The sequence below is a fragment of the Streptomyces sp. ISL-99 genome (genome assembly GCF_018614005.1).
Lineage (GTDB): Bacteria > Actinomycetota > Actinomycetes > Streptomycetales > Streptomycetaceae > Streptomyces > Streptomyces flavidovirens.
The window spans coordinates 87,427-105,825 of sequence record NZ_JAGGPC010000021.1; the positions used below are offsets into that span (position 1 = coordinate 87,427).

The 18,399-nt window shown below is 72.4% G+C and carries 11 protein-coding genes; 8 read left to right on the forward strand and 3 right to left on the reverse strand.

The window, feature by feature from the left end:
* Positions 1–60 precede the first annotated feature (60 nt).
* From J7E91_RS36975 to J7E91_RS12570, 3 genes are all read right to left on the reverse strand, one after another.
* Positions 61–1,089, reverse strand: coding sequence for a transketolase family protein (locus J7E91_RS36975; RefSeq protein WP_214902195.1), 1,029 nt, complete (start codon positions 1,087–1,089; stop codon positions 61–63).
* Positions 1,086–1,961 (reverse strand): transketolase, encoded by an 876-nt coding sequence (locus tag J7E91_RS12565; protein ID WP_251015569.1) that lies wholly within the window; start codon positions 1,959–1,961, stop codon positions 1,086–1,088. Before J7E91_RS12565 ends, J7E91_RS36975 begins: the two co-directional genes overlap by 4 nt.
* 89 nt (positions 1,962–2,050) lie before the next feature.
* Positions 2,051–3,394: a DegT/DnrJ/EryC1/StrS aminotransferase family protein gene (locus J7E91_RS12570; RefSeq protein WP_214902197.1), complete on the reverse strand. Its 1,344-nt coding sequence runs from the start codon at positions 3,392–3,394 to the stop codon at positions 2,051–2,053.
* Positions 3,395–3,698: 304 nt separating this feature from the next.
* Here J7E91_RS12570 and lysW point away from each other — a divergent pair, with 304 nt between their 5' ends.
* The 8 genes from lysW (at position 3,699) to J7E91_RS12610 (ending at position 18,237) form a co-directional block, all read left to right on the forward strand.
* Positions 3,699–3,878, forward strand: coding sequence for a lysine biosynthesis protein LysW (gene lysW, locus J7E91_RS12575; protein WP_028812843.1), 180 nt, complete (start codon positions 3,699–3,701; stop codon positions 3,876–3,878).
* A gap of 65 nt (positions 3,879–3,943) precedes the next feature.
* Positions 3,944–4,924, forward strand: a complete 981-nt coding sequence (gene argC, locus J7E91_RS12580; protein WP_308376432.1) for an N-acetyl-gamma-glutamyl-phosphate reductase — start codon at positions 3,944–3,946, stop codon at positions 4,922–4,924.
* A gap of 79 nt (positions 4,925–5,003) precedes the next feature.
* Entirely contained in the window at positions 5,004–5,894 is an 891-nt protein-coding gene (argB, locus tag J7E91_RS12585) for an acetylglutamate kinase (RefSeq protein WP_214902203.1), read from the forward strand.
* The gene (locus tag J7E91_RS12590) at positions 5,887–7,056 is read left to right on the forward strand and encodes a M20/M25/M40 family metallo-hydrolase (RefSeq protein WP_214902206.1); all 1,170 of its coding nucleotides are present in this window, start codon (positions 5,887–5,889) and stop codon (positions 7,054–7,056) included. The genes argB and J7E91_RS12590 overlap by 8 nt, the downstream gene beginning before the upstream one ends.
* Positions 7,053–7,877 carry a mycofactocin-coupled SDR family oxidoreductase gene (locus J7E91_RS12595; RefSeq protein WP_214902209.1) on the forward strand — a complete coding sequence of 275 codons (825 nt, stop codon included), beginning with the start codon at positions 7,053–7,055 and terminating at the stop codon, positions 7,875–7,877. The genes J7E91_RS12590 and J7E91_RS12595 overlap by 4 nt, the downstream gene beginning before the upstream one ends.
* 126 nt (positions 7,878–8,003) lie before the next feature.
* Complete coding sequence (locus tag J7E91_RS12600; protein WP_214902212.1) at positions 8,004–12,623, forward strand: non-ribosomal peptide synthetase; 4,620 nt, start codon at positions 8,004–8,006, stop codon at positions 12,621–12,623.
* Between the two features lie 30 nt (positions 12,624–12,653).
* Complete coding sequence (locus J7E91_RS12605; protein ID WP_037648899.1) at positions 12,654–12,890, forward strand: MbtH family NRPS accessory protein; 237 nt, start codon at positions 12,654–12,656, stop codon at positions 12,888–12,890.
* 52 nt (positions 12,891–12,942) lie between these two features.
* Entirely contained in the window at positions 12,943–18,237 is a 5,295-nt protein-coding gene (locus J7E91_RS12610; RefSeq protein WP_308376459.1) for a type I polyketide synthase, read from the forward strand.
* Positions 18,238–18,399: the final 162 nt, after the last annotated feature.

The window sequence follows — 18,399 nt, forward strand, 5'->3', positions numbered from 1 at the left end:
GTGTGGTGCGCCGGTCGTTTGTGTCGTGTTCTGGGTGTCCGCTCGCCCGCACGTGGGTTCTCAGCGGACAGCAGTGGTACGGGCGTGCAGTTGCCGGGCCGCGTCCACCACCGCACCCGTGCTCACGCCGAGCTGCTCCAGCGCGGCGCGCTGGCCGGCTACCCGCTGGCCGGGGCGGCCCCGTACGGCCAGTCGGCGCATCGGCAGAGCCAGTTCGGCAGAGACCACCTCGGCGACCGCGTCACCCAGACCGCCCTGCGGCCGGTGTTCCTCCACGGTCACCACCCCGGCGCGGCCACGGCACGCGGTCAGCAGGCCTTCTCGGTCCAGCGGATGCAGGGTGTGCAGGTCCAGGACCTGCGCGTCGATGCCGCCGGCCGCGAGTTCCCCGGCAGCCTCCAGTGCGCACAGCAGCGGCAGCGGACCTGCCGCCACCAGCGTGACGTCCGCGCCCTCGCGCAGTGCCCGGGCCCGGCCCAGCCGGAACTCGGGCGCCGGCCCGGGCGGCACCGGCGTGGCGGAGCGGCCCAGCCTCAGGTACCCGGGACCGGGCAACTCGTGCAACTGGTGGGTGGCGGCGCCGACCTGGCGTGGGTCGCCCGGCACGACGACGGCCAGGTCGGCCAGGGCGCGGGTCACCGCCAGATCCTCCAGGGCGAAGTGGCTGGTGCCGAAGTGCGCGGCGGCGAGGCCACCGTGTGTGGCGATCACCCGTACCGGCAGCCGGTTGCCGACCACGTCCAGCTTGAGGAACTCGCCCGCGCGCATCGTGGCGAAGGTGGCCATCGTGTGCACGTACGGGATGAAACCGCGGCGGGCGAGCCCGGCGGCCACCGTCATCAGGTTCGCCTCCGCGATCCCGACATTGACGTAACGGTCCGGGAATTGCTTGCCGAAGGTTTTCTCCAGGCCGCCGGTGTCGGAGTCCAGGCAGATCACCCGGGGGTCGGCGGCGGCCAGTTCCAGCAGGGCCTCGCGGTAGGCGGCCCGGGGGTCCGGGCCGAGGACCGGCTGCGGGTCCTGCCCGGCAGGCTGCCCCGTTGTTACGGAGTCCGCTGAGGCGGGCGGGACGGTCGGGGTGCGGCTCACGACGTACCTCCTGCCACCGGCTGACCGAGCGCGGCCAGGCCCCTGCGCACCAGGTCCGGTTTGAGCTTGGCGTAGTGACCGGCCACCCGGCCCTCCAGGAACGGCACCCCGCGGCCCTTGACGGTGCGGGCGATCACCGCGACCGGACCGGCCGGGGACGGTTGCAGGGCCTCGTGCAGCGCGGACAGGTCGTGCCCGTCGACGATCCGCGCCTCCCACCCGAAGGCCGCGAACTTGGCGTCCAGCGGTTCGAGCCCGACGCAGCCCTCCGTGCCACCGGTGATCTGCAGCCCGTTGCGGTCCACCGCCGCGACCAGTCCGGGCAGCTTGCGGTGGCCGGCGAGCAGAGCGGCCTCCCAGACGCTGCCCTCCTGCAGCTCGCCGTCACCGAGCACGGTGTACACGTGCCGGTCACCGCCGCGCAGCTGCTCGGCAATCGCCAGTCCCACCGACAGGCCGAGCCCGTGGCCCAGCGAACCGGTGGCGAACTCGACTCCGGGCAGGTCGTGCGACGGATGGCCGAACAGCCGGCTGCCGGGCCGGGTGTAGCCGTCGAGCTCCTCCGCCGGGAGCCGGCCGAGCTGGACCAGCACGCTGTACAGCGCGGGTGCCGCATGACCCTTGCTGAGTACGAACGAGTCTCCCGGGCGCAGCAGTTGGGCGTGCAGGACGGCCATCAGATCGGCGCAGGACAGACTGCCGCCGACGTGCGCGCCCTCGGGGCCGCCCGCCATCCGGACCGCGTCCCCGCGGATCCGCCGGGCCATCTCCGCGGGGTCGAGCGGCGCTGTGGAGATGGCGGAGGAATGGTCCGCTTCCACGGCTTCCAAGGCGGGGTGTGCGGGCGCAGGTGGGTGCGGTGGGACGGCCATGTCTGGCTCCCTTCGGACGGGCCTCGACCCGGGCGTGGACCTGGGACGCGGATCGGACGGACTGGCGGACTGGCGGACCGGCGAGCGGGTCAGCCCCGGCGCAGCGCCTCCCGCCAGCCGGGAGCGGAGCGGGAGGTGGCCATCCGGCGGATCAGGTCGAGGTGCTGCCAGACCTTCTCGAACGCGTCGGCGTACCACTGCAACAGGGGCCCGGCGGCCGGGTCCAGGTGCCGGCGCTGCAGGCACAGCGACCCGTCGACGACGGCGACGGTCACCGGGAAGAGCTCGTCCACCCGGTCCAGTGCGTCCGACGTGGACAACCCGTCCGGCCGGAACGCGGGTTGCGCGGACAGCGGGGCGACCTGGTATTGGGACACGGGCACGCCCTCGGCCCGCAGTACCCGGTGCAGGGCGGCGCGCAGACCGGTCCGGTGCTCCGGACCCAGGCCGAGCGCCTCCGGCTCCGGCATCAGACGAAGGATGTGCCACACATGGGTGCGTCCGGCCGGGATCTGCGGCACCCGCAGCCCGGGCAGGCTGGCGAGCCGGTCCAGGAAGCTGCGGATCCCGGGCTCGCGCCGGCGGGCGTAATCGTCGAAGCGGGACAGCTGGGAATGGGTGAACGCGGCTGCCATCGGCGTGATCCGGGCGTTCAGCGCGGCCCGGTGGGCGATGTAGCTGCGCGCCCCGGTGGGCTCCAGTTCGCCGAAGTTGCGCAGTCGTACCAACTGCTCGTGCAGATCGTCGTCGTCGGTGGTGATGAGCCCGCCCTCACCGCAGGTCGGCAGGTTCTTGTGGGGGTGCAGGCTGAAGCAGCCGGCCTTGCCCAGGGCGCCGACCCGTCGGCCGTCGAGTTGCGCGCCGTGCGCCTGGGCCGCGTCCTCCACGACCGGGATGCCCCACTGGTCTGCCAGTTTGCCCAACGCGGGCATGTCGGCGGGCAGTCCGTGCAGGTGCACGGGCAGCAGTGCGGCGGTGCGCGGTCCGGCGACCGCGGCGACGGACTGCGGGTCGAGTGTGTAGGTGCCGGGCTCCACGTCGGCGAATACGGGTGTGGCTCCCGCCGCACACACGGCATGGGCTGTCGCGTTCATGGTCAGTGCCGGGACGATGACCTCGTCACCGGGGCCGATCCCGCAGCCGCGCAGGGCCAGGTGCAGCGCGGCGGTGCCGGAGGCGACGGCGACACAGTGCCGGGTCCCGGTGGCCTCTGCCCACGCCTGCTCCAGGCGGCCGACCTCGGGTTCGCCCGGCGAGGCGGCGTTCAGCGGTCCCTCGCGCAGCACCCGGAGTACGGCCTGCTCGTCGGCCGCGGTGATGAGCGGCCAGGTGCCGCCGGTGCTGGTCCTGGGTACGGCCCGGTCCCCGCCGAGCAGGGCGAGGCCGGTTCCTGCTGCCGGGGTGCGGGTCGTGGTGCGGGTGAGCTCAGACATGGGCGGGCACCTCCGGTTGTACGGCTGCGCGTTCCGCACGGGGATGCTGTTGTCCGGGAAATCCAACGCCCCACGATGCAGAGTCTGCGTACTCGTCATTCCATTGTTGCCGGACCATGGAGTGACTGTCGACAGTCTGTATTACCCGACTCGCGGAAATCTGTGACTCGACCTTCACCGGCCGGGCCTCCCAACCTGTTCTGCGAGGAAACTGATCTCTCGGGGGTGTGCCCTTGTGCAGTGTGTGTTAGCTTCTGCTGTGTTCTCGAAAGACAGTAGTCACACAATCTTCAGGAGGCAACACATGACTACTGCACTGAGCGTGCAGTGTCCCGAGTGCGGGGGGGCGCTGGAGGTGCGCCCCGATGTGCTCGCGGCCGAGATCGTGATCTGCCAGAACTGTTCGAGCGAGCTCGAAGTAGTAGCAACTGGGCCCGTGGTACTGGCCCTTGCTCCCGAGGTCGAAGAGGACTGGGGCGAGTAGTCGTCCGGATCGCTGCACACCCCTTCGTAGCCGAGGTAGACCACGAACTGATGAGGAGTGGGCCAGTGAAGGTGAGTGTTGTCGGCGCGGCCGGCTACACCGGCGGTGAACTGCTGCGGCTGGTGCATGCCCACCCCAAGCTGGAGCTGGTGCAGGCGCTCTCGCGCCGGCATGCGGGCCGGCCGGTGGCGGAAGTGCACCCCAACCTGCACCACCTCGCACTGACCTTCCGGGCCCCGCAGGAGCTGGAACCGGTGGACACCGCGTTCCTGGCCCTGCCCTCCGGCGCCTCCGCCGAGGTGGAGGCCGGGGTCGGGGAGCGGGCAGAGACGATAGTGGACTTGAGTCCCGACTTCCGGGGCGGCGGCCTCTCCGCGGACGGCACCGCGTACCGGACCGGTCTGCCCGAGCTGTTCGCCGACGAGCTTGTCGGCGCCACGAGGATCAGCGTTCCCGGTTGCATGGCCACCGCGGCCATTCTGGCCCTGGCTCCCGTGCAGCGGGCGGGCCTGGTGGCCGGTGACGTGGTGGTGGACGCCCGGGCCGGCTCGTCCGGCTCCGGTGCGGAGCCGGGACCGGCCTCACACCACGCAGAACGCGGGAACGCCTTCCGGGTGTACAAGCCCGCCGGACACCGGCACGAGACCGAGATCGCCGCGCTGGCCGGAGTGCGGGCCCGGATGACGGTGACGGCCGTCCCGACGGTGCGCGGCGCGCAAGTGCTGTGCCACGTCACGCCTCCGCAGCCGGTCACCCGCCGACAGGTGCTGCAAGTGCTGCAACGCGCGTACCGCGACCACCCGTTCGTCCGGATCGTGGCCCGTGGCCGCGGCGTACACCGGATGCCCGACCCGCAGTTCCTCGGCGGCACCAACTTCGTGGACATCGGCTGCGCCGTCGACGAGGACGGCGGCCGGATCGTGCTGGTGGCCGCGCTGGACAACCTCGTGAAGGGGGCGGCCGGCGGCGGGGTGCAGAGCCTGAACGTGGCCTGCGGAATGCCGGAGGACGCCGGACTTGAATTCCCGGGACTGCACCCTGCCTGATGTCCGGTCCACGAACGCTTCACGTGAGAGCAGAGCGGCACGAACAGCGGCAAGACACAACGGGGAGGTGAGCGGGGACATGGCACAGGACCTGGCCCAGGACCTGACGGGGAGAGCGCCGAACGCGCTCGTCGGCAACTCCGCCCCCGGCGGAGTGATCGTGGTCAAGATCGGCGGCGGGAGCGACCCGCAGCGCGTGCTGGACGAGGTGGCCGAGCTGGCCGCCGCCGGCCGGCCGACGGTGCTGGTGCACGGCGGCGGAGCCGTCGCCGACCGGCTGTCCGAACAACTCGGCGTGGAGCGCCAGGTGATCCGGTCCCCGGACGGCACGCACAGCCGCCGTACGGACGAGGCCATGCTCGACGTCATCACCCTCGCCCTGCTCGGCCGGGTGAAACCGCAGCTGGTCGGCGGACTGCGGTTACGTGGCGCACGGGCGGTGGGCCTGAGCGGCGCGGACGGCGCCCTGCTGACCGCAACGCGCAAACCGGCGCTGCGGTCCGTGCAGGACGGCCGGACCGTACTCATCCGCGACGACAGATCCGGCCGGATCGAGCACGTCGACCCCACCCCGGTGCGCGCGGTGCTGGACCGAGGGGACGTCCCCGTGGTCTCCCCGCCCGCCAGCGACACCGCGGGCAACCTGCTCAACGTGGACGCCGACGACGCGGCCGCCCGCCTGGCAGAGGCACTCGGCGCATCGGCGCTGGTACTGCTCACCGACGTGTGCGGCGTACTGGCCGACCCCGACGACCCGTCCACCCGGATCGCGGAGGTGGGCCCGCAACACCTGACCGGAGACGTCGTACGAGGCCGGATGCGGCACAAGGTGCGGGCCGGGCTGCGGGCCAGCAGGACCGTCCAGCAGGTGGCCATCGGCTCCGCACACCAGCACCGGCCGATCCAGCAGGCCCTGTCCGGAACAGGCACCTGGCTGCGCGAAGGGGAGCGGGGGGAGCGGCATGAGTAACCGTCAGCGGACCGTCGACCGCGCCCGCCCCGGCGTACTCCACGAGGACTACCCCGCCTGGCTGCTGCGGACCGCACTCGGCATCCCCTCGGTCTCCGGTCAGGAACTCCCCGTCGCCCACTTCCTCGCCGAACAGATGGCCGAGCTCGGCTTCGACTCGTACGTCGACGAGGTCGGCAACGCGCACGGCCTGATCGGCCCGCGCACCGGCCCCACCGTCATGCTGTTCGGACACATCGACACCGTCCCCGGACAGGTGCCCGTGTGCCAGGTCGGCGACCTGCTCTACGGCCGCGGTGCGGTGGACGCCAAGGGCTCCATCGTCACCATGATCTGTGCTGCGGCCCGCACCCGCGGAGTGCGCGTGCACCTGATCGGCGCGGTCGGCGAGGAAGTGGCCGGCTCGCGCGGCGCCCGGCACGTGCTGGCCACCGTGCCGCCCCCGGCAGCGGTGGTGATCGGTGAGCCGAGCGGCTGGGACGGGGTCTGCCTGGGCTACAAGGGGCGTACCGGCATCGGCTACGAGATCAGTCAGCCGCCCCTGCACACCAGCAGCCCGGAGCCGACCGCCGTTGAACGGGCCGCCCGCTTCGCCCACGACGTACAGGACTATCTGCGCGGGCTGTCGCCGGAGCAGGACGACCCGATCGCGTTCGGTGTCGCCGCCGGAACGCTGATCCGGCTGCACGGCGACCTGGCCAGGGCCGAGGCCTTCCTGACCTGCCGGGTGCCGCCGGGGTTCGACTTCGCGGCGTTGGAACGCTTCGCCCGCGGCAGACCGCACACCCGGATCTGGGTGGACGAGCGGGTACCCGGGGTGACCCGGCCGCGGGCCGACCCCGTGGTCAGCCAGCTGCGCGCCGCGATCGCCGCCCAGGGCGTCCGCCCGACGCTCAAACGCAAGGCCGGCACCTCGGACATGAACACCCTCGACCCGTGGGGCGTACCGATGGCCGCGTACGGGCCCGGCGACGCCCACCTGGACCACACCACCGACGAACACATCCCGCTGGCCGATCTCTACCGTGCGATCGACGTCCTGGCACTCGCCCTGCCCCGGCTCGCGAGCCAGCTGGCGGCGGCGTCGCCGCAGGAACTGGTGCCGCAACAGGACCTGGTGCCGCCGCAGGCCACGGCCTCGCCCGATCTCCTGGAGGCATGATGCTGCTCGACGGGAACGTTGCCCTGATCACCGGTGCCGCCCGCGCGCTGGGCCGCTCGCACGCGCTGGCCTTCGCCCGCGAGGGCGCGGACCTGATCCTGCTCGACCGCTGCGACCCGGACGGCGGCCCCTACCCGATGTCCGGCCGGCGCGACCTGGAGGAGACCGCGGACGCCTGCCGCAAGCTCGGCAGCCGGGTGCTGACCGGAGTCGCCGACGTGCGTCACCAGGCGGACATCGACAAGGTGGTGAACGCCGGGCTCGACGAGTTCGGCCGGATCGACGTACTGCTGAACAACGCGGGCGTGCTCGGCCCGGGCGGTGTACGGGTGCACGAGCTCACCGAAGAGCAGTGGCAGCTCGCCCTGGACGTCAACCTGAGCGGCACCTGGCGGTGCTGCCGCGCGGTCCTTCCGCACATGGTGGAACAAGGCGGCGGACGCATCATCAACACCGCGTCCACCGGCGGACTGGTCGGCTTCGAGAGGTACGCCAACTACGTCGCCTCCAAGCACGGCGTGATCGGACTGACCAAGTCCATCGCGCTGGAGTACGGACGCCACGGCGTGCGCGCGAACGCGATCTGCCCGACCACCGTGGCCGACGACCCCCAGCTGAGCACCCGCAGCACCCGCGCGGTCGCCGCCTCGATGGGCGCCGAACTGCAGGACTACGAGCGCACCTCCGCATCCCTGCACCCGATCGGCCGGCTCGTCACCGCCGCCGAGGTCTCGGCCGCCTGCCTCTGGCTGGCCGGCCCGCATTCCGGCGGGGTCACCGGCACCGAGCTGGTGGTGGACGGCGGCTTCACCGCCCACTGATCCGCCCGCTTGACCCACGCACGCGAACCACCCGCTTGAACTGGCGCACCTGAAGCGCGCACCCGAACCACCCGCTGAACCGCTCACCGGCCCGCGAACCACCGACCCGACAAGGAGTCTTCTGCCATGGATCTGCCCACCGAGCAGCTGCAGACCCGGCCGGACGCACCGGTGGCCGGCACGGTTCCGCCCGACCTGGGCGCCCTGCGGTCGCGGCTGGCGGAACTGAGCCCGCAGAAACGCCGGCTGGTGGAGCGGCTGCTGGCCCGCCAGGGCGCCGACCTCGGCATCACCCGCCGCGCCGGCAGCGCCGCAGAGGCCCCCTGCTCCTTCGAGCAGGAGCGGCTGTGGTTCATGTACGAACTGCTGACCCGGCGCGAGATCTTCCACGTCCCGGTCGCCCTGCGGCTCGACGGCGAACTGGATCCCGCCGCGCTGGAGAGGGCACTTCAGCAGCTCGCCCAGCGGCACGAGGCGTTACGCACCGTCTTCCAGCAGCGCGACGGCCGCCCCTACCAGGTCGTACGCGAGCAGATGAAGCTCCCGCTGGAACAGATCGACTGCCGCGCCGCCGCGGACCCGGCCACCGCCGCACGGCAGCAGGCCTCCGCACTGGTCACGGAGGACTTCGACCTGGCAGAGGGACCGCTGGTGCGCTGCACGCTGTACCGGACCGGGGAGCGCGAGCACCTGCTGGCAGTGGTGCAGCACCACATCGTCTCCGACAACTGGTCGCTGGGAATCCTGCTGAACGACCTCGGCAAGCTGTACGCCCGCGAGCTCGGGGAGCCGGTGGAACTGGCCCCGCTCGACCTGCACTACCCCGACTTCGCCGAATGGCAGCGGGCCACGGTCGACGGCGCGACGATGCGCAGCACCCTGGACCACTGGCGCAAGCAGCTGGACGGCGCCCCGGACACCCTCGGCCTGCCCACCGACCGCCCCCGGCCCGCGATCCGCGGCAGCCAGGGACAGTTCCACCACATACGGTTCGGCGCCGACCTGGTCGCCGGGCTGCGCGAGCTGGCCCGGCAGCACGAAACCACCCTGCTCGGGGCGTTCCTCGCCGGATACATCGCCCTGCTGTCCCGGCTGGTGCGCTCGGAGTCCGTGGTGGTCGGCGTCCCGGTGGCCGGCCGGCCACGCGCGGAGATGCAGCAGATGATCGGGTACTTCCTGAACTGGCTGCCGATCCACGTCCAGGTCGGTGACCGGCCGGACCTGCACACCCTGATACGTCGCACCGGGGCCGCCCTGACCGAGGCGATGACCCACCAGGACGTGCCGTTCGACATGCTGGTGCGCGAGCTGCAGCCCTCCCGCCGCCCGGGCGAGACGCCGATTTTCCAGACCTCCTTCTCGCTGCGCGACGGCGCCCCCACCCCGCCCGCGATGCCCGGCCTGGAGATCTCCTTCGCCGAACTGGACGGCGGCGCCACCCACTACGACCTCATGGCCGAACTGTGGTGCGAGGGCGAAGAGGTCGTGGGCTACGTGCCGTACGACGACGAACTGCTGGACGCCCAGACCGTGGCCCGCTGGGCCCGCTGGCTGGAGGCGCTGCTGCGCGCCGGCCTGGCCGCACCGGACGCCCCGGTCGCGGACCTGGAGATACTCGCGCCCGGCGAGCACACGGTGTTCTCCGCCCGAGGGCTGACCCGGGCCGAGGACACCGTCCCGCCGGAGGAGACACTGCACGGCGCGTTCGCCGCGCAGACCGCCCTGCGGCCGGACGCCCTCGCCGTCTGCGACGAACGGGAGCGGCTCACCTACGCGGAGCTGTCCGCCCGCGCCGACCGGATCGCCGCGGCCCTGCAGGCGCGCGGCGAAGGACCGGGCAGCATCGTCGGTCTGGTCCTCGACCGCACCGTGGACCTGCCCGCCGCCGTGCTCGGAGTGCTCCGGGCGGGCGCCGCCTACCTGCCCGTCGACCCGGAGAACCCCGCCGACCGTACCGCCGACCAGTTCGCCGAGTGCCGGGTACGGACCGTGCTGGCCACCCCGGCCACCGCATCGGCGTCCGCACTGGGCGCCACGGACGGTGCGCCGCACGTCGTCGTACTGGACTGGCAGGATCCGGCATGGTCGGACGGCGCACCCGGTCCGACCGCCGTCGACGTACCCCCGGACGCACCCGCCTACGTCATCTACACCTCGGGCTCCACGGGCCGCCCCAAGGGCGTGCTCGTCGCGCACCGCAACGTCATGCGACTGCTGGCCGCCTGCGACGAGCACCTGCGGCTGGGGCCGGACGACGTGTGGACGCTGTTCCACTCCTACGCCTTCGACTTCTCCGTCTGGGAGATCTGGGGCTCGCTGCTGCACGGTGGCCGACTCGTGATCGTCCCGCAGTGGGCGACCCGCGCCCCGGACGTGTTCGCCGAGCTCGTACGGGACGAGCAGGTCACCGTACTGAGCCAGACCCCGTCCGCGTTCGGCCAGGTGAGCGAGACCCTGCTGAAGCACTCCGGCCCGTCGGACTTGCGTTACGTGGTGTTCGGCGGCGAGGCACTCAACCACACCGCGCTGCGCCCCTGGATGAGCGCCCACGGCGACCAGCAGCCGGAACTGATCAACATGTACGGGATCACGGAGACCACCGTGCACGTCACCGTGCGACGGGTGCGCGAGCAGGACCTGGCAGAGCCGGCGTCCCTGATCGGCCCCCCGCTGCCCGACCTGTCGCTGTACCTGCTGGACGAGTCGCTGCACCCGGTCGGTACCGGAGTGCCCGGCGAGATCTTCGTCGGCGGGGACGGGGTGAGCCTGGGTTATGTGGCCAACCCGGGGCTGACCGCGGAGCGCATGCTGCCCGACCCGTTCGCCGGACGCCCCGGCGCCCGCATGTACCGCAGCGGTGACCTGGCGGTGCGCCGCAGCGACGGAGAGCTGGTCTACCTGGGGCGGGGCGATGACCAGGTGAAGATACGCGGACACCGGATCGAGCCGGGCGAAGTACAGGCGGCGTTCGACGCGCTCGACGTCGTCGCCCACGCCGCCGTGGTGCTGGAGCGGGACCGGGTCGGCGCGGCCACCCTGGCGGGCTATGTCGTACCCGCCCAGAGCGCCGGGACCAGTGGCACCGCGATCCGCCGGGCGCTCCTTCGCTCGCTGCCGGAATGGATGGTGCCCGCCTCGGTCACCGTGGTCGACGAACTGCCGCTGACCCGCAACGGCAAGCTGGACCGCCAGGCACTGGCCGACCGCAGGGACCGGGCAGAGCAGACCGGACCGCGCGGCGAGGCCCCGCGCGGTGACACCGCGCGGCAACTGGCAGCGATCTGGTGCGAGTTGCTCGGCGTACCCGCGGTGGGCGGCGAGGACAGCTTCTTCGAGCTCGGCGGGCACTCCCTGATGGTGATGCACATGGTCGCCCGGATCCGCACCGCGCTCGGCGTCGAGATGCCGATGGACACTCTCTTCCGCTGCCCCCGACTCCAGCCGCTGGCCCACGCGGTGGACGAGGTGCGCGCCGCCACGGCGAGCGCTTCGGCACCGGGACCGGCAAAGGACGCGGCGGCCGAGCTCGCAGAGGTGCGCGCAGACCTGGCCGCCAGGACCGCCGGGATACCGCGCCCGGGGTCACGTACCGACGCGGACCGGAACGTCGTACTCCTCACCGGGGCCACCGGCTTCGTCGGCCGGTTCGTGCTCGCCGGGCTGCTGGCCGACGGCGCCCGGGTGATCTGTCTGGTACGCGGCGGGGCCGCCCGCCGCGAGCAGCTGGTGGCGGGGATGGCAGACCTCGGGCTGTGGCACGAGGAGCACGCCGTACGACTGGAGCTGGTGGACGGCGACATCGCCGCTCCCGGGCTCGGCCTCGCCGGACCGGACCACGACCGGCTGGCGCAAGAGGCCGGCCGCATCGTCCACACCGCGGCCTGGGTCAACCACGTCTACCCGTACGAGCAGTTGGCCGCGGCGAACACGCACTGCATGGCCGGTCTGCTGGAGCTGGCCGCCCTCGGCCGCCGCTCCGCCCTCACCCTGGTGTCCACCAGCTCGGTTGGCGACTCCGCCGCCCACCCGCCCGGTTCCACCGTGCCACCAGGGCCGCTGCAAGCACTGCCGTCCGCGGCCAACGGATACGTACGCTCCAAGGCGATGGCCGAGCAGTATCTCCACCTGGCCGCCGAACTGGACGTACCCGCCGTGGTGATCCGGATCCCCAGCGTCTTCGGCGACCAGCAGCGGTTCCAGATCAACTCCGCCGACGCGGTGTGGAGCTGGTCCCGGGCGATGATCGAGACCGGCCGCTTCCCGGAGAGCTTCGCGCTGGAGGGCAACGAGCTGTTCCAGGCGCTGCCCGCCGACGCCGCGGCCCGGGCGGTGCTGCTGGCCGACCGCGACCACACAGAGGCGGGCACCCGCTACCTGGACGCCGTCCCGGCGGCCGTCGGCACCACCCAGGACCTGGTGGCGGCCATCCGCGCCGCCGGCCACTCGCTGAGTCCCTGCCCGGACCACGAGTGGTACTCCACGGTGGGCGAGCTGGACCCCGGCCGGGTCTGGGTGGCCGGCATCGCCGGCCAGGTCGCCGCCCAACTGGCCGCGGACCCTTCCGCCGCGGCTCCCCGCACCCTGCGCCGCTTCACCGCCCCCGCAGAACCGGGCGAGCTGAACGAGCTGTTGCGCACGCGGGCCCTGAACTCCCCGGCCCAGCTGGCCGGGTACATCCGGACGCTCGAAGCGTCCTTTCTGGCGCCTGGAACCCACGGGGAGGATGCCCAGCCCTCGCGCGGCTAAAAAGCAGGACCGCACATCACGTCACGATCGATGAGAGTGGGAGTGGGAGTGAGTACGGACGAGCGCACGTACCTCGTGGTGCGCAACCACGAGGATCAGTACTCGATCTGGCCCGCCGGGCAGGACATCCCGGACGGCTGGGCCGCGGAGGGCTTCGAAGGCCCCAAGAGCAACTGCCTCGCGCATATCGCCGAGGTGTGGACTGATTTGCGGCCGCTGAGTCTGCGCCGCGCCGGTGTCGACAAGGGAGCAGTGCGCGTTGGCTGAGAATGTGCAGAACCCATCCGTGGCTCCGGACCCGTCCGTTGAGCCCCTCGCGGTGATCGGCATGAGCTGCCGTTTCGCCCCCGACCTCGACACCCCCGGACAGCTCTGGGATTTCCTGCGCGCCGGACGCAGCGCCGTGGGCGAGATGCCCGACCGGCGCTGGGACCCGTACGAGACCGACAGCCGGACCCGCGAGATCCTGCGCAAGACCACCCGCAAGGGTTCGTTCATGCAGGACATCGAGGGCTTCGACGCCGAGTTCTTCCAGATCACGCCGCGCGAGGCCGAGTACATCGACCCGCAGCAGCGGATCATGCTCGAAATGGCCTGGGAAGCGCTGTGCGACGCCGGGCTGCCGCCCACCTCGCTGGCGGGCACCGACGCCGGGGTCTATGTGGCGGCGAACTCCAACGACTACGGCCGCCGTCTGCTGGAAGACCTGGACCGTACGGGCGCCTGGGCCGTGAACGGCACCACCTTCTACGGCATAGCCAACCGCATCTCGTACTTCCTGGACGCACACGGCCCCAGCATGGCCGTGGACACCGCCTGCGCCGGCTCGCTGACCGCCCTGCATGTGGCCGGCCAGGCCCTGCACAGCGGTGAGACCAGCGTGGCCATCGTCGGCGGCATCAACATCATGGCCTCGCCGGCCCTGGTGGTGGCCCTGGACGCGGCCTCCGCGACCTCTCCGGACGGGCGCAGCAAGTCGTTCGACAAGGCGGCCGACGGTTACGGGCGCGGCGAGGGCGGCGGAGTCGTCGTACTCAAGCGCCTGTCCGACGCGGTCCGCGACGGCGACCCGGTGCACGGACTGATCATGGGCAGCGGCGTCTTCCAGGACGGCCGCTCCGACGGAATGATGGCGCCGAACGGCGCCGCCCAGCAGCGCATGCTGGAAGAGGTCTACAAGCGGGCCGGCATCGACCCGGGCACGGTGCAGTACGTCGAGGCGCACGGCACCGGCACCCAGCTCGGCGACGCCGCGGAGGCCCAGGCCATCGGCAGCGTCTTCGGTCCCGGCCGGGACAGCGAGCACCCGCTGCTGATCGGCACGCTCAAGCCGAACGTGGGCCACGTCGAGGCCGCCTCCGGCATCGCCGGCGTGATCAAGGTCCTGCTGGGGATGCGGCACGGCGAACTGCCGCCCAGCCCGCACGAGGAGCCCGATCCCGAACTCGGCCTGGAGGCCGCGGGGATGCGCCTCGTCGCCGAACCGACACCGTGGCCGCAGGGCGAACACGGCATGCGCGCCGGAGTCTCCAGCTACGGCGTGGGCGGCTCGATCGCACACGCCATCCTGCAGCAGGCCCCGCCGCGCCCGGACGCGGCCAAGCGCCCGGCTGCCGCCGCGAAGACGGCCCGCCCCTGGGTCTTCCCCGTGTCCGCGGCCTCCGAGCAGGGCGTACGAGGGCTGGCCGGCTCGGTCGCCGAGTGGGTGCGCGCGCACCCGGAGGCCGACCTGGACGACCTCGCCCACACGCTGACCGCCCGCCGCTCCCACCTGGCCCGCCGCGCCGCCGTAGTGGCCGGCACCACCGAGGAACTGGTGGCGGGACTGGACGCGCTGGCCGACGGCGAGACCTCGCCCGCGGTGGCCCTGGAGTCGGCGTCCACGTTCGGCGACAGCGGTGCCGCCGGACCGGCCTGGGTGTTCTCCGGGCACGGCGCGCAGTGGTCCGGCATGGGCCAGGAACTGCTCACCACCGAGCCCGTGTTCGCCGAGGTCATCGACGAACTCGCCCCGGTGTTCGCCGAGGAGCTCGGGTGGACCCCGCGCGAGGCGATCGAGGCGGGCGGCCCCTGGACGGTCTCCCGTACCCAGGCGATGACCTTCGCCATGCAGGTCGCCCTCGCGGAGGTGTGGTCGCAACTGGGCCTGCGCCCGGGCGCGATCATCGGACACTCGGTCGGCGAGATCGCCGCCGCCACGGTGGCCGGAAGCCTGAACCGGGCAGAGGCAGCACGCTTTGCCTGCCGCCGGGCCCGTGCCCTGGAGCAGGTCGCAGGACGCGGCGCGATGGCGATGGTGCCGATGGCCTTCGCCGACGTCGAGCAGCGGGTGGCCGGCCGGGACGGCGTGGTCGCGGCGATCGCCGCCAGCCCCCTGTCCACCGTGGTGTCCGGCGACACCGACGCGGTCGAGGCCCTGCTGGCCGACCTGGAGGCCGACGGCATCCAGGCCCGCCGGGTGAACACCGATGTCGCCTTCCACAGTCCGCACGTACAGGACGTACTCGACGAGGTCAGACAGGCCGCCTCCGAGCTGCACGCCGGCACCCCGCGGGTGACGCTGTACAGCACGGCCCTCCCTGACCCGCGCTCCGACGCACCCCGCGAGGGCGAGTACTGGGCCACCAACCTGGCCGACCCGGTCCGCTTCCACCAAGCCGTACGGGCCGCGCTCGACGACGGCACCCGGGTCTTCCTGGAGGTCTCCTCGCACCCGGTGGTGGCGCACTCCATCACCGAGACCGCACTGGACGCCGGGGTCTCCGACGCCCAGGTGGCGATCACCCTGCGCAGGGAGCAGCCGGAACAGCGCACCATGCTGGCCGGCCTGGCCCGGCTGCACAGCCTCGGCAGCCCGGTTTCCTGGTCGTACGAAGGTGACCTGGTGGACGTCCCGGCGGTGCGCTGGCAGCACCGGCCGTACTGGATCTTCCCGGACACCGCACCGGAGCAGGGCGCGGGCTTCGGCCACGACCCGCAGACCCACACGCTGATCGGCGCACGGACCACCGTCGCCAGCGCCCCGGTCCAGCGGGTCTGGCAGACCGAGCTGCACATGGAGAACCGCCCCTACGCGCAGTCGCACAAGGTCGTCGGCGTGGAGACGGTGCCCGCCTCCGTGGTGCTCAACTCGTTCATCGGCGCGGCCACCAACGAGGGCGAGCCGGCCTGCGGACTGCGCGACATCGTCTTCCGCATCCCGCTGGCCGCGCACCCGACGCGTGTGGTGCAGGTGGTGATGGAGCAGGACAAGGTACGTATCGCCAGCCGCATCAAGCGCGACCAGGACAGCGGCAGCGTCCGCGACGACGAATGGCTGACCCACACCACCGCCACCGTCGTGCACGAGCCGGAGGTCGGGGCGACCCCGATGGAGAACCCGGACGTCATCCGGGCACGCTGCCCGGAGTCCTGGACCTGGGCCAAGGTCGACGGGATCTTCCGGACCATGGGCGTGGACGGCTACACCTTCCCCTGGGTCGTGGAGGAGCTCCTGCGCGGCGAGGACGAGCAGCTGTCCACGATCACCGTGGACCACACACCGAAGCTGCACCCGTCCAGCTGGACCGCGGTCATCGACGCCGCGCTGACCGCAAGTGGCGTGTTGGTGATGGACGAGAACTCGAACGTCCTGCGCACCTGCTCGCACCTGGAGTCGCTGTCCTTCGTCGGCCCCCCGCCGCCCCGGATCTACGTGCACACCGTCCGTGACCCGCGCACGCCGGACACCATCAGCATGACGGTGGCCGACGAGAGCGGCACGGTGGTCTGCGAGGCCCGCGGGCTGCGCTACGTCAAGGTCCAGGACATCGGATCCGGTGCGGTCGGCCCGCGCGACCTGGTGCACGAGCTGGTCTGGGAGCCGGTGGAGGTGCCGGCCGACGCGCCGGTGCCGTCCAAGGCCCTGCTGGTGGGCCGGCCCGCCGACGGTCCCGCACTCATCGAGGCACTCGCCGCGCGCGGCGTGGAGGCCCGGGCGGTGCCGGACGCGACCGCGATCGGCGACGGCTTGCTCGCCTCCGGCGACGTGGTCATCGTGGCGCCCGAGGCCCTGCTGCCCGGGGAGGCCCCCGAGCAGGCGGCCCGCCGGTGCGCGCAGGCGCTCGTCGACGCCGTACAGCAGGTCGCGGCGATCCCGGACGAGCAGCACCGGCCCAAGGTATGGGCGCTCACCCAAGAGGTACGGGCGGGCCTCACGGAGGCCGCACTCGCGCACGCCCCGCTGTGGGGCGCCGGACGGATCGTCGCCGGTGAGCGTCCCGACCTGTGGGGCGGCGTGATCGACGTCGCGGAGGGCGTCGAGCCGCAGCAGGTGGCCTGGCTGCTCGGTGCCCTGCCGCCCACCGAGGACGTGCTGTCGCTCGCCCCCGTGGGTGTCGCGGCGGCCCGGCTGCGGCAGGTCGAACGGCCCGCGGAGCGCGAGCCGGTGGACTGCCGTCCTGACGGCACGTACCTGATCACCGGCGGCCTGGGCGCGCTCGGCCTGGAGGCCGCGCGGCACCTGGTCGAGCAGGGTGCCAGGCGACTGGTGCTCATCGGCCGGCGGGGCCTTCCGTCCCGGTCGGAGTGGGACCGGGTGGAAGACCCGGCCGTGGCCGCGCAGATCGCCGAGGTGGTCGCCCTGGAGGCGGCCGGAGCCACGGTACGAGTGCTGCGGCTGGACATCTCCGACCCCGAGGCGACGGCCCGTGCCCTCGACCCCGGTGCGCTGGACATGCCGCCCGTGCGCGGCATCGTGCACTGCGCCGGTGTGGTGTCCGACGCGCTGGTGGAGAAGACCAGCGCATCGAACCTGGACACCACCATGGGTCCGAAGGCCGACGGCGCGATGGTCCTGCACCGGCTCTTCCCGGCCGGCACGCTGGACTTCTTCACCATGTTCTCCTCGTGCGGCCAACTGGCCCGGCTCACCGGCCAGGTCAGCTACGCCTCCGCGAACTCCTTCCTGGACGCGCTCGCCGCACTGCGGCGCTCCCAGGGCGAGCTGGGCACGACCAGCTTCGGGTGGGCGCAGTGGATCGGCCGCGGCATGGGCGAGACCACCGGCAGGGCGACGATCCTGGAGGCCGAGTCCCGCGGACTCGGCGGGATCACCGTCTCCGAGGCGCTGCGCAGCTGGGCGTACGCGGACCGGTTCGGCCTGCCGTACGTCGCCGTGATGCGGGTCATGCCCGACCACACGCTGCCGGTGTTCTCGCACCTGTCTGTCACCGACGCCGGCGCGGAAAGCACCGGCGCAGGCGGCGTGGACTGGGCCACCGTGCCGGCCCAGGAGCTGCCGGAGCTGGTGCTGAAGGAGACCCACGAGCAAGTGGCCGCCGAGCTCAACCTCGCGGTGGACGACATCGCGATCGACCGGCCGCTGCTCGAACTCGGTGTCGACTCCGTGCTCACCGTGGCGCTTCGGGTACGACTGCACAGGTGCTTCGCGGTGGACCTGCCGCCGACGATCCTGTGGAGCAACCCGACGGTCCGCGCGCTGGCGGAGTTCCTCGCCACCGAGGTCAAGGGCGACGCGGACGCCGAGGAGGCCGCCGCGGACGAACTCCTGTCCGTGGACGGCGAATCGGAGTCGCAGGGGCAGCGGGAAGCCGCTCCGGTGGCCGTTGGCTGACCGGCCGTCCGACCCGGGGTGGTGACGATCTCACCACCCCACTCCACCCGGGCCCGGGACCGTGTGATCCATCTGTCCCGGGCCCGGCCCGCTGTAGAGTCTCCAGAAAATCGACGAGACGCCATGTTGTGTCTGTAGTATTGCAGATGGCACTCGTTCACG

Coding starts and splice junctions, on each gene's coding strand:
- J7E91_RS12565 (WP_251015569.1), bottom strand. CDS start 1,961: ATGGCCGTCCCACCGCACCCACCTGCGCCCGCACACCCCGCCTTGGAA.
- J7E91_RS12570 (WP_214902197.1), bottom strand. CDS start 3,394: ATGTCTGAGCTCACCCGCACCACGACCCGCACCCCGGCAGCAGGAACC.
- lysW (WP_028812843.1), top strand. CDS start 3,699: ATGACTACTGCACTGAGCGTGCAGTGTCCCGAGTGCGGGGGGGCGCTG.
- argB (WP_214902203.1), top strand. CDS start 5,004: ATGGCACAGGACCTGGCCCAGGACCTGACGGGGAGAGCGCCGAACGCG.
- J7E91_RS12590 (WP_214902206.1), top strand. CDS start 5,887: ATGAGTAACCGTCAGCGGACCGTCGACCGCGCCCGCCCCGGCGTACTC.
- J7E91_RS12595 (WP_214902209.1), top strand. CDS start 7,053: ATGATGCTGCTCGACGGGAACGTTGCCCTGATCACCGGTGCCGCCCGC.
- J7E91_RS12600 (WP_214902212.1), top strand. CDS start 8,004: ATGGATCTGCCCACCGAGCAGCTGCAGACCCGGCCGGACGCACCGGTG.
- J7E91_RS12605 (WP_037648899.1), top strand. CDS start 12,654: ATGAGAGTGGGAGTGGGAGTGAGTACGGACGAGCGCACGTACCTCGTG.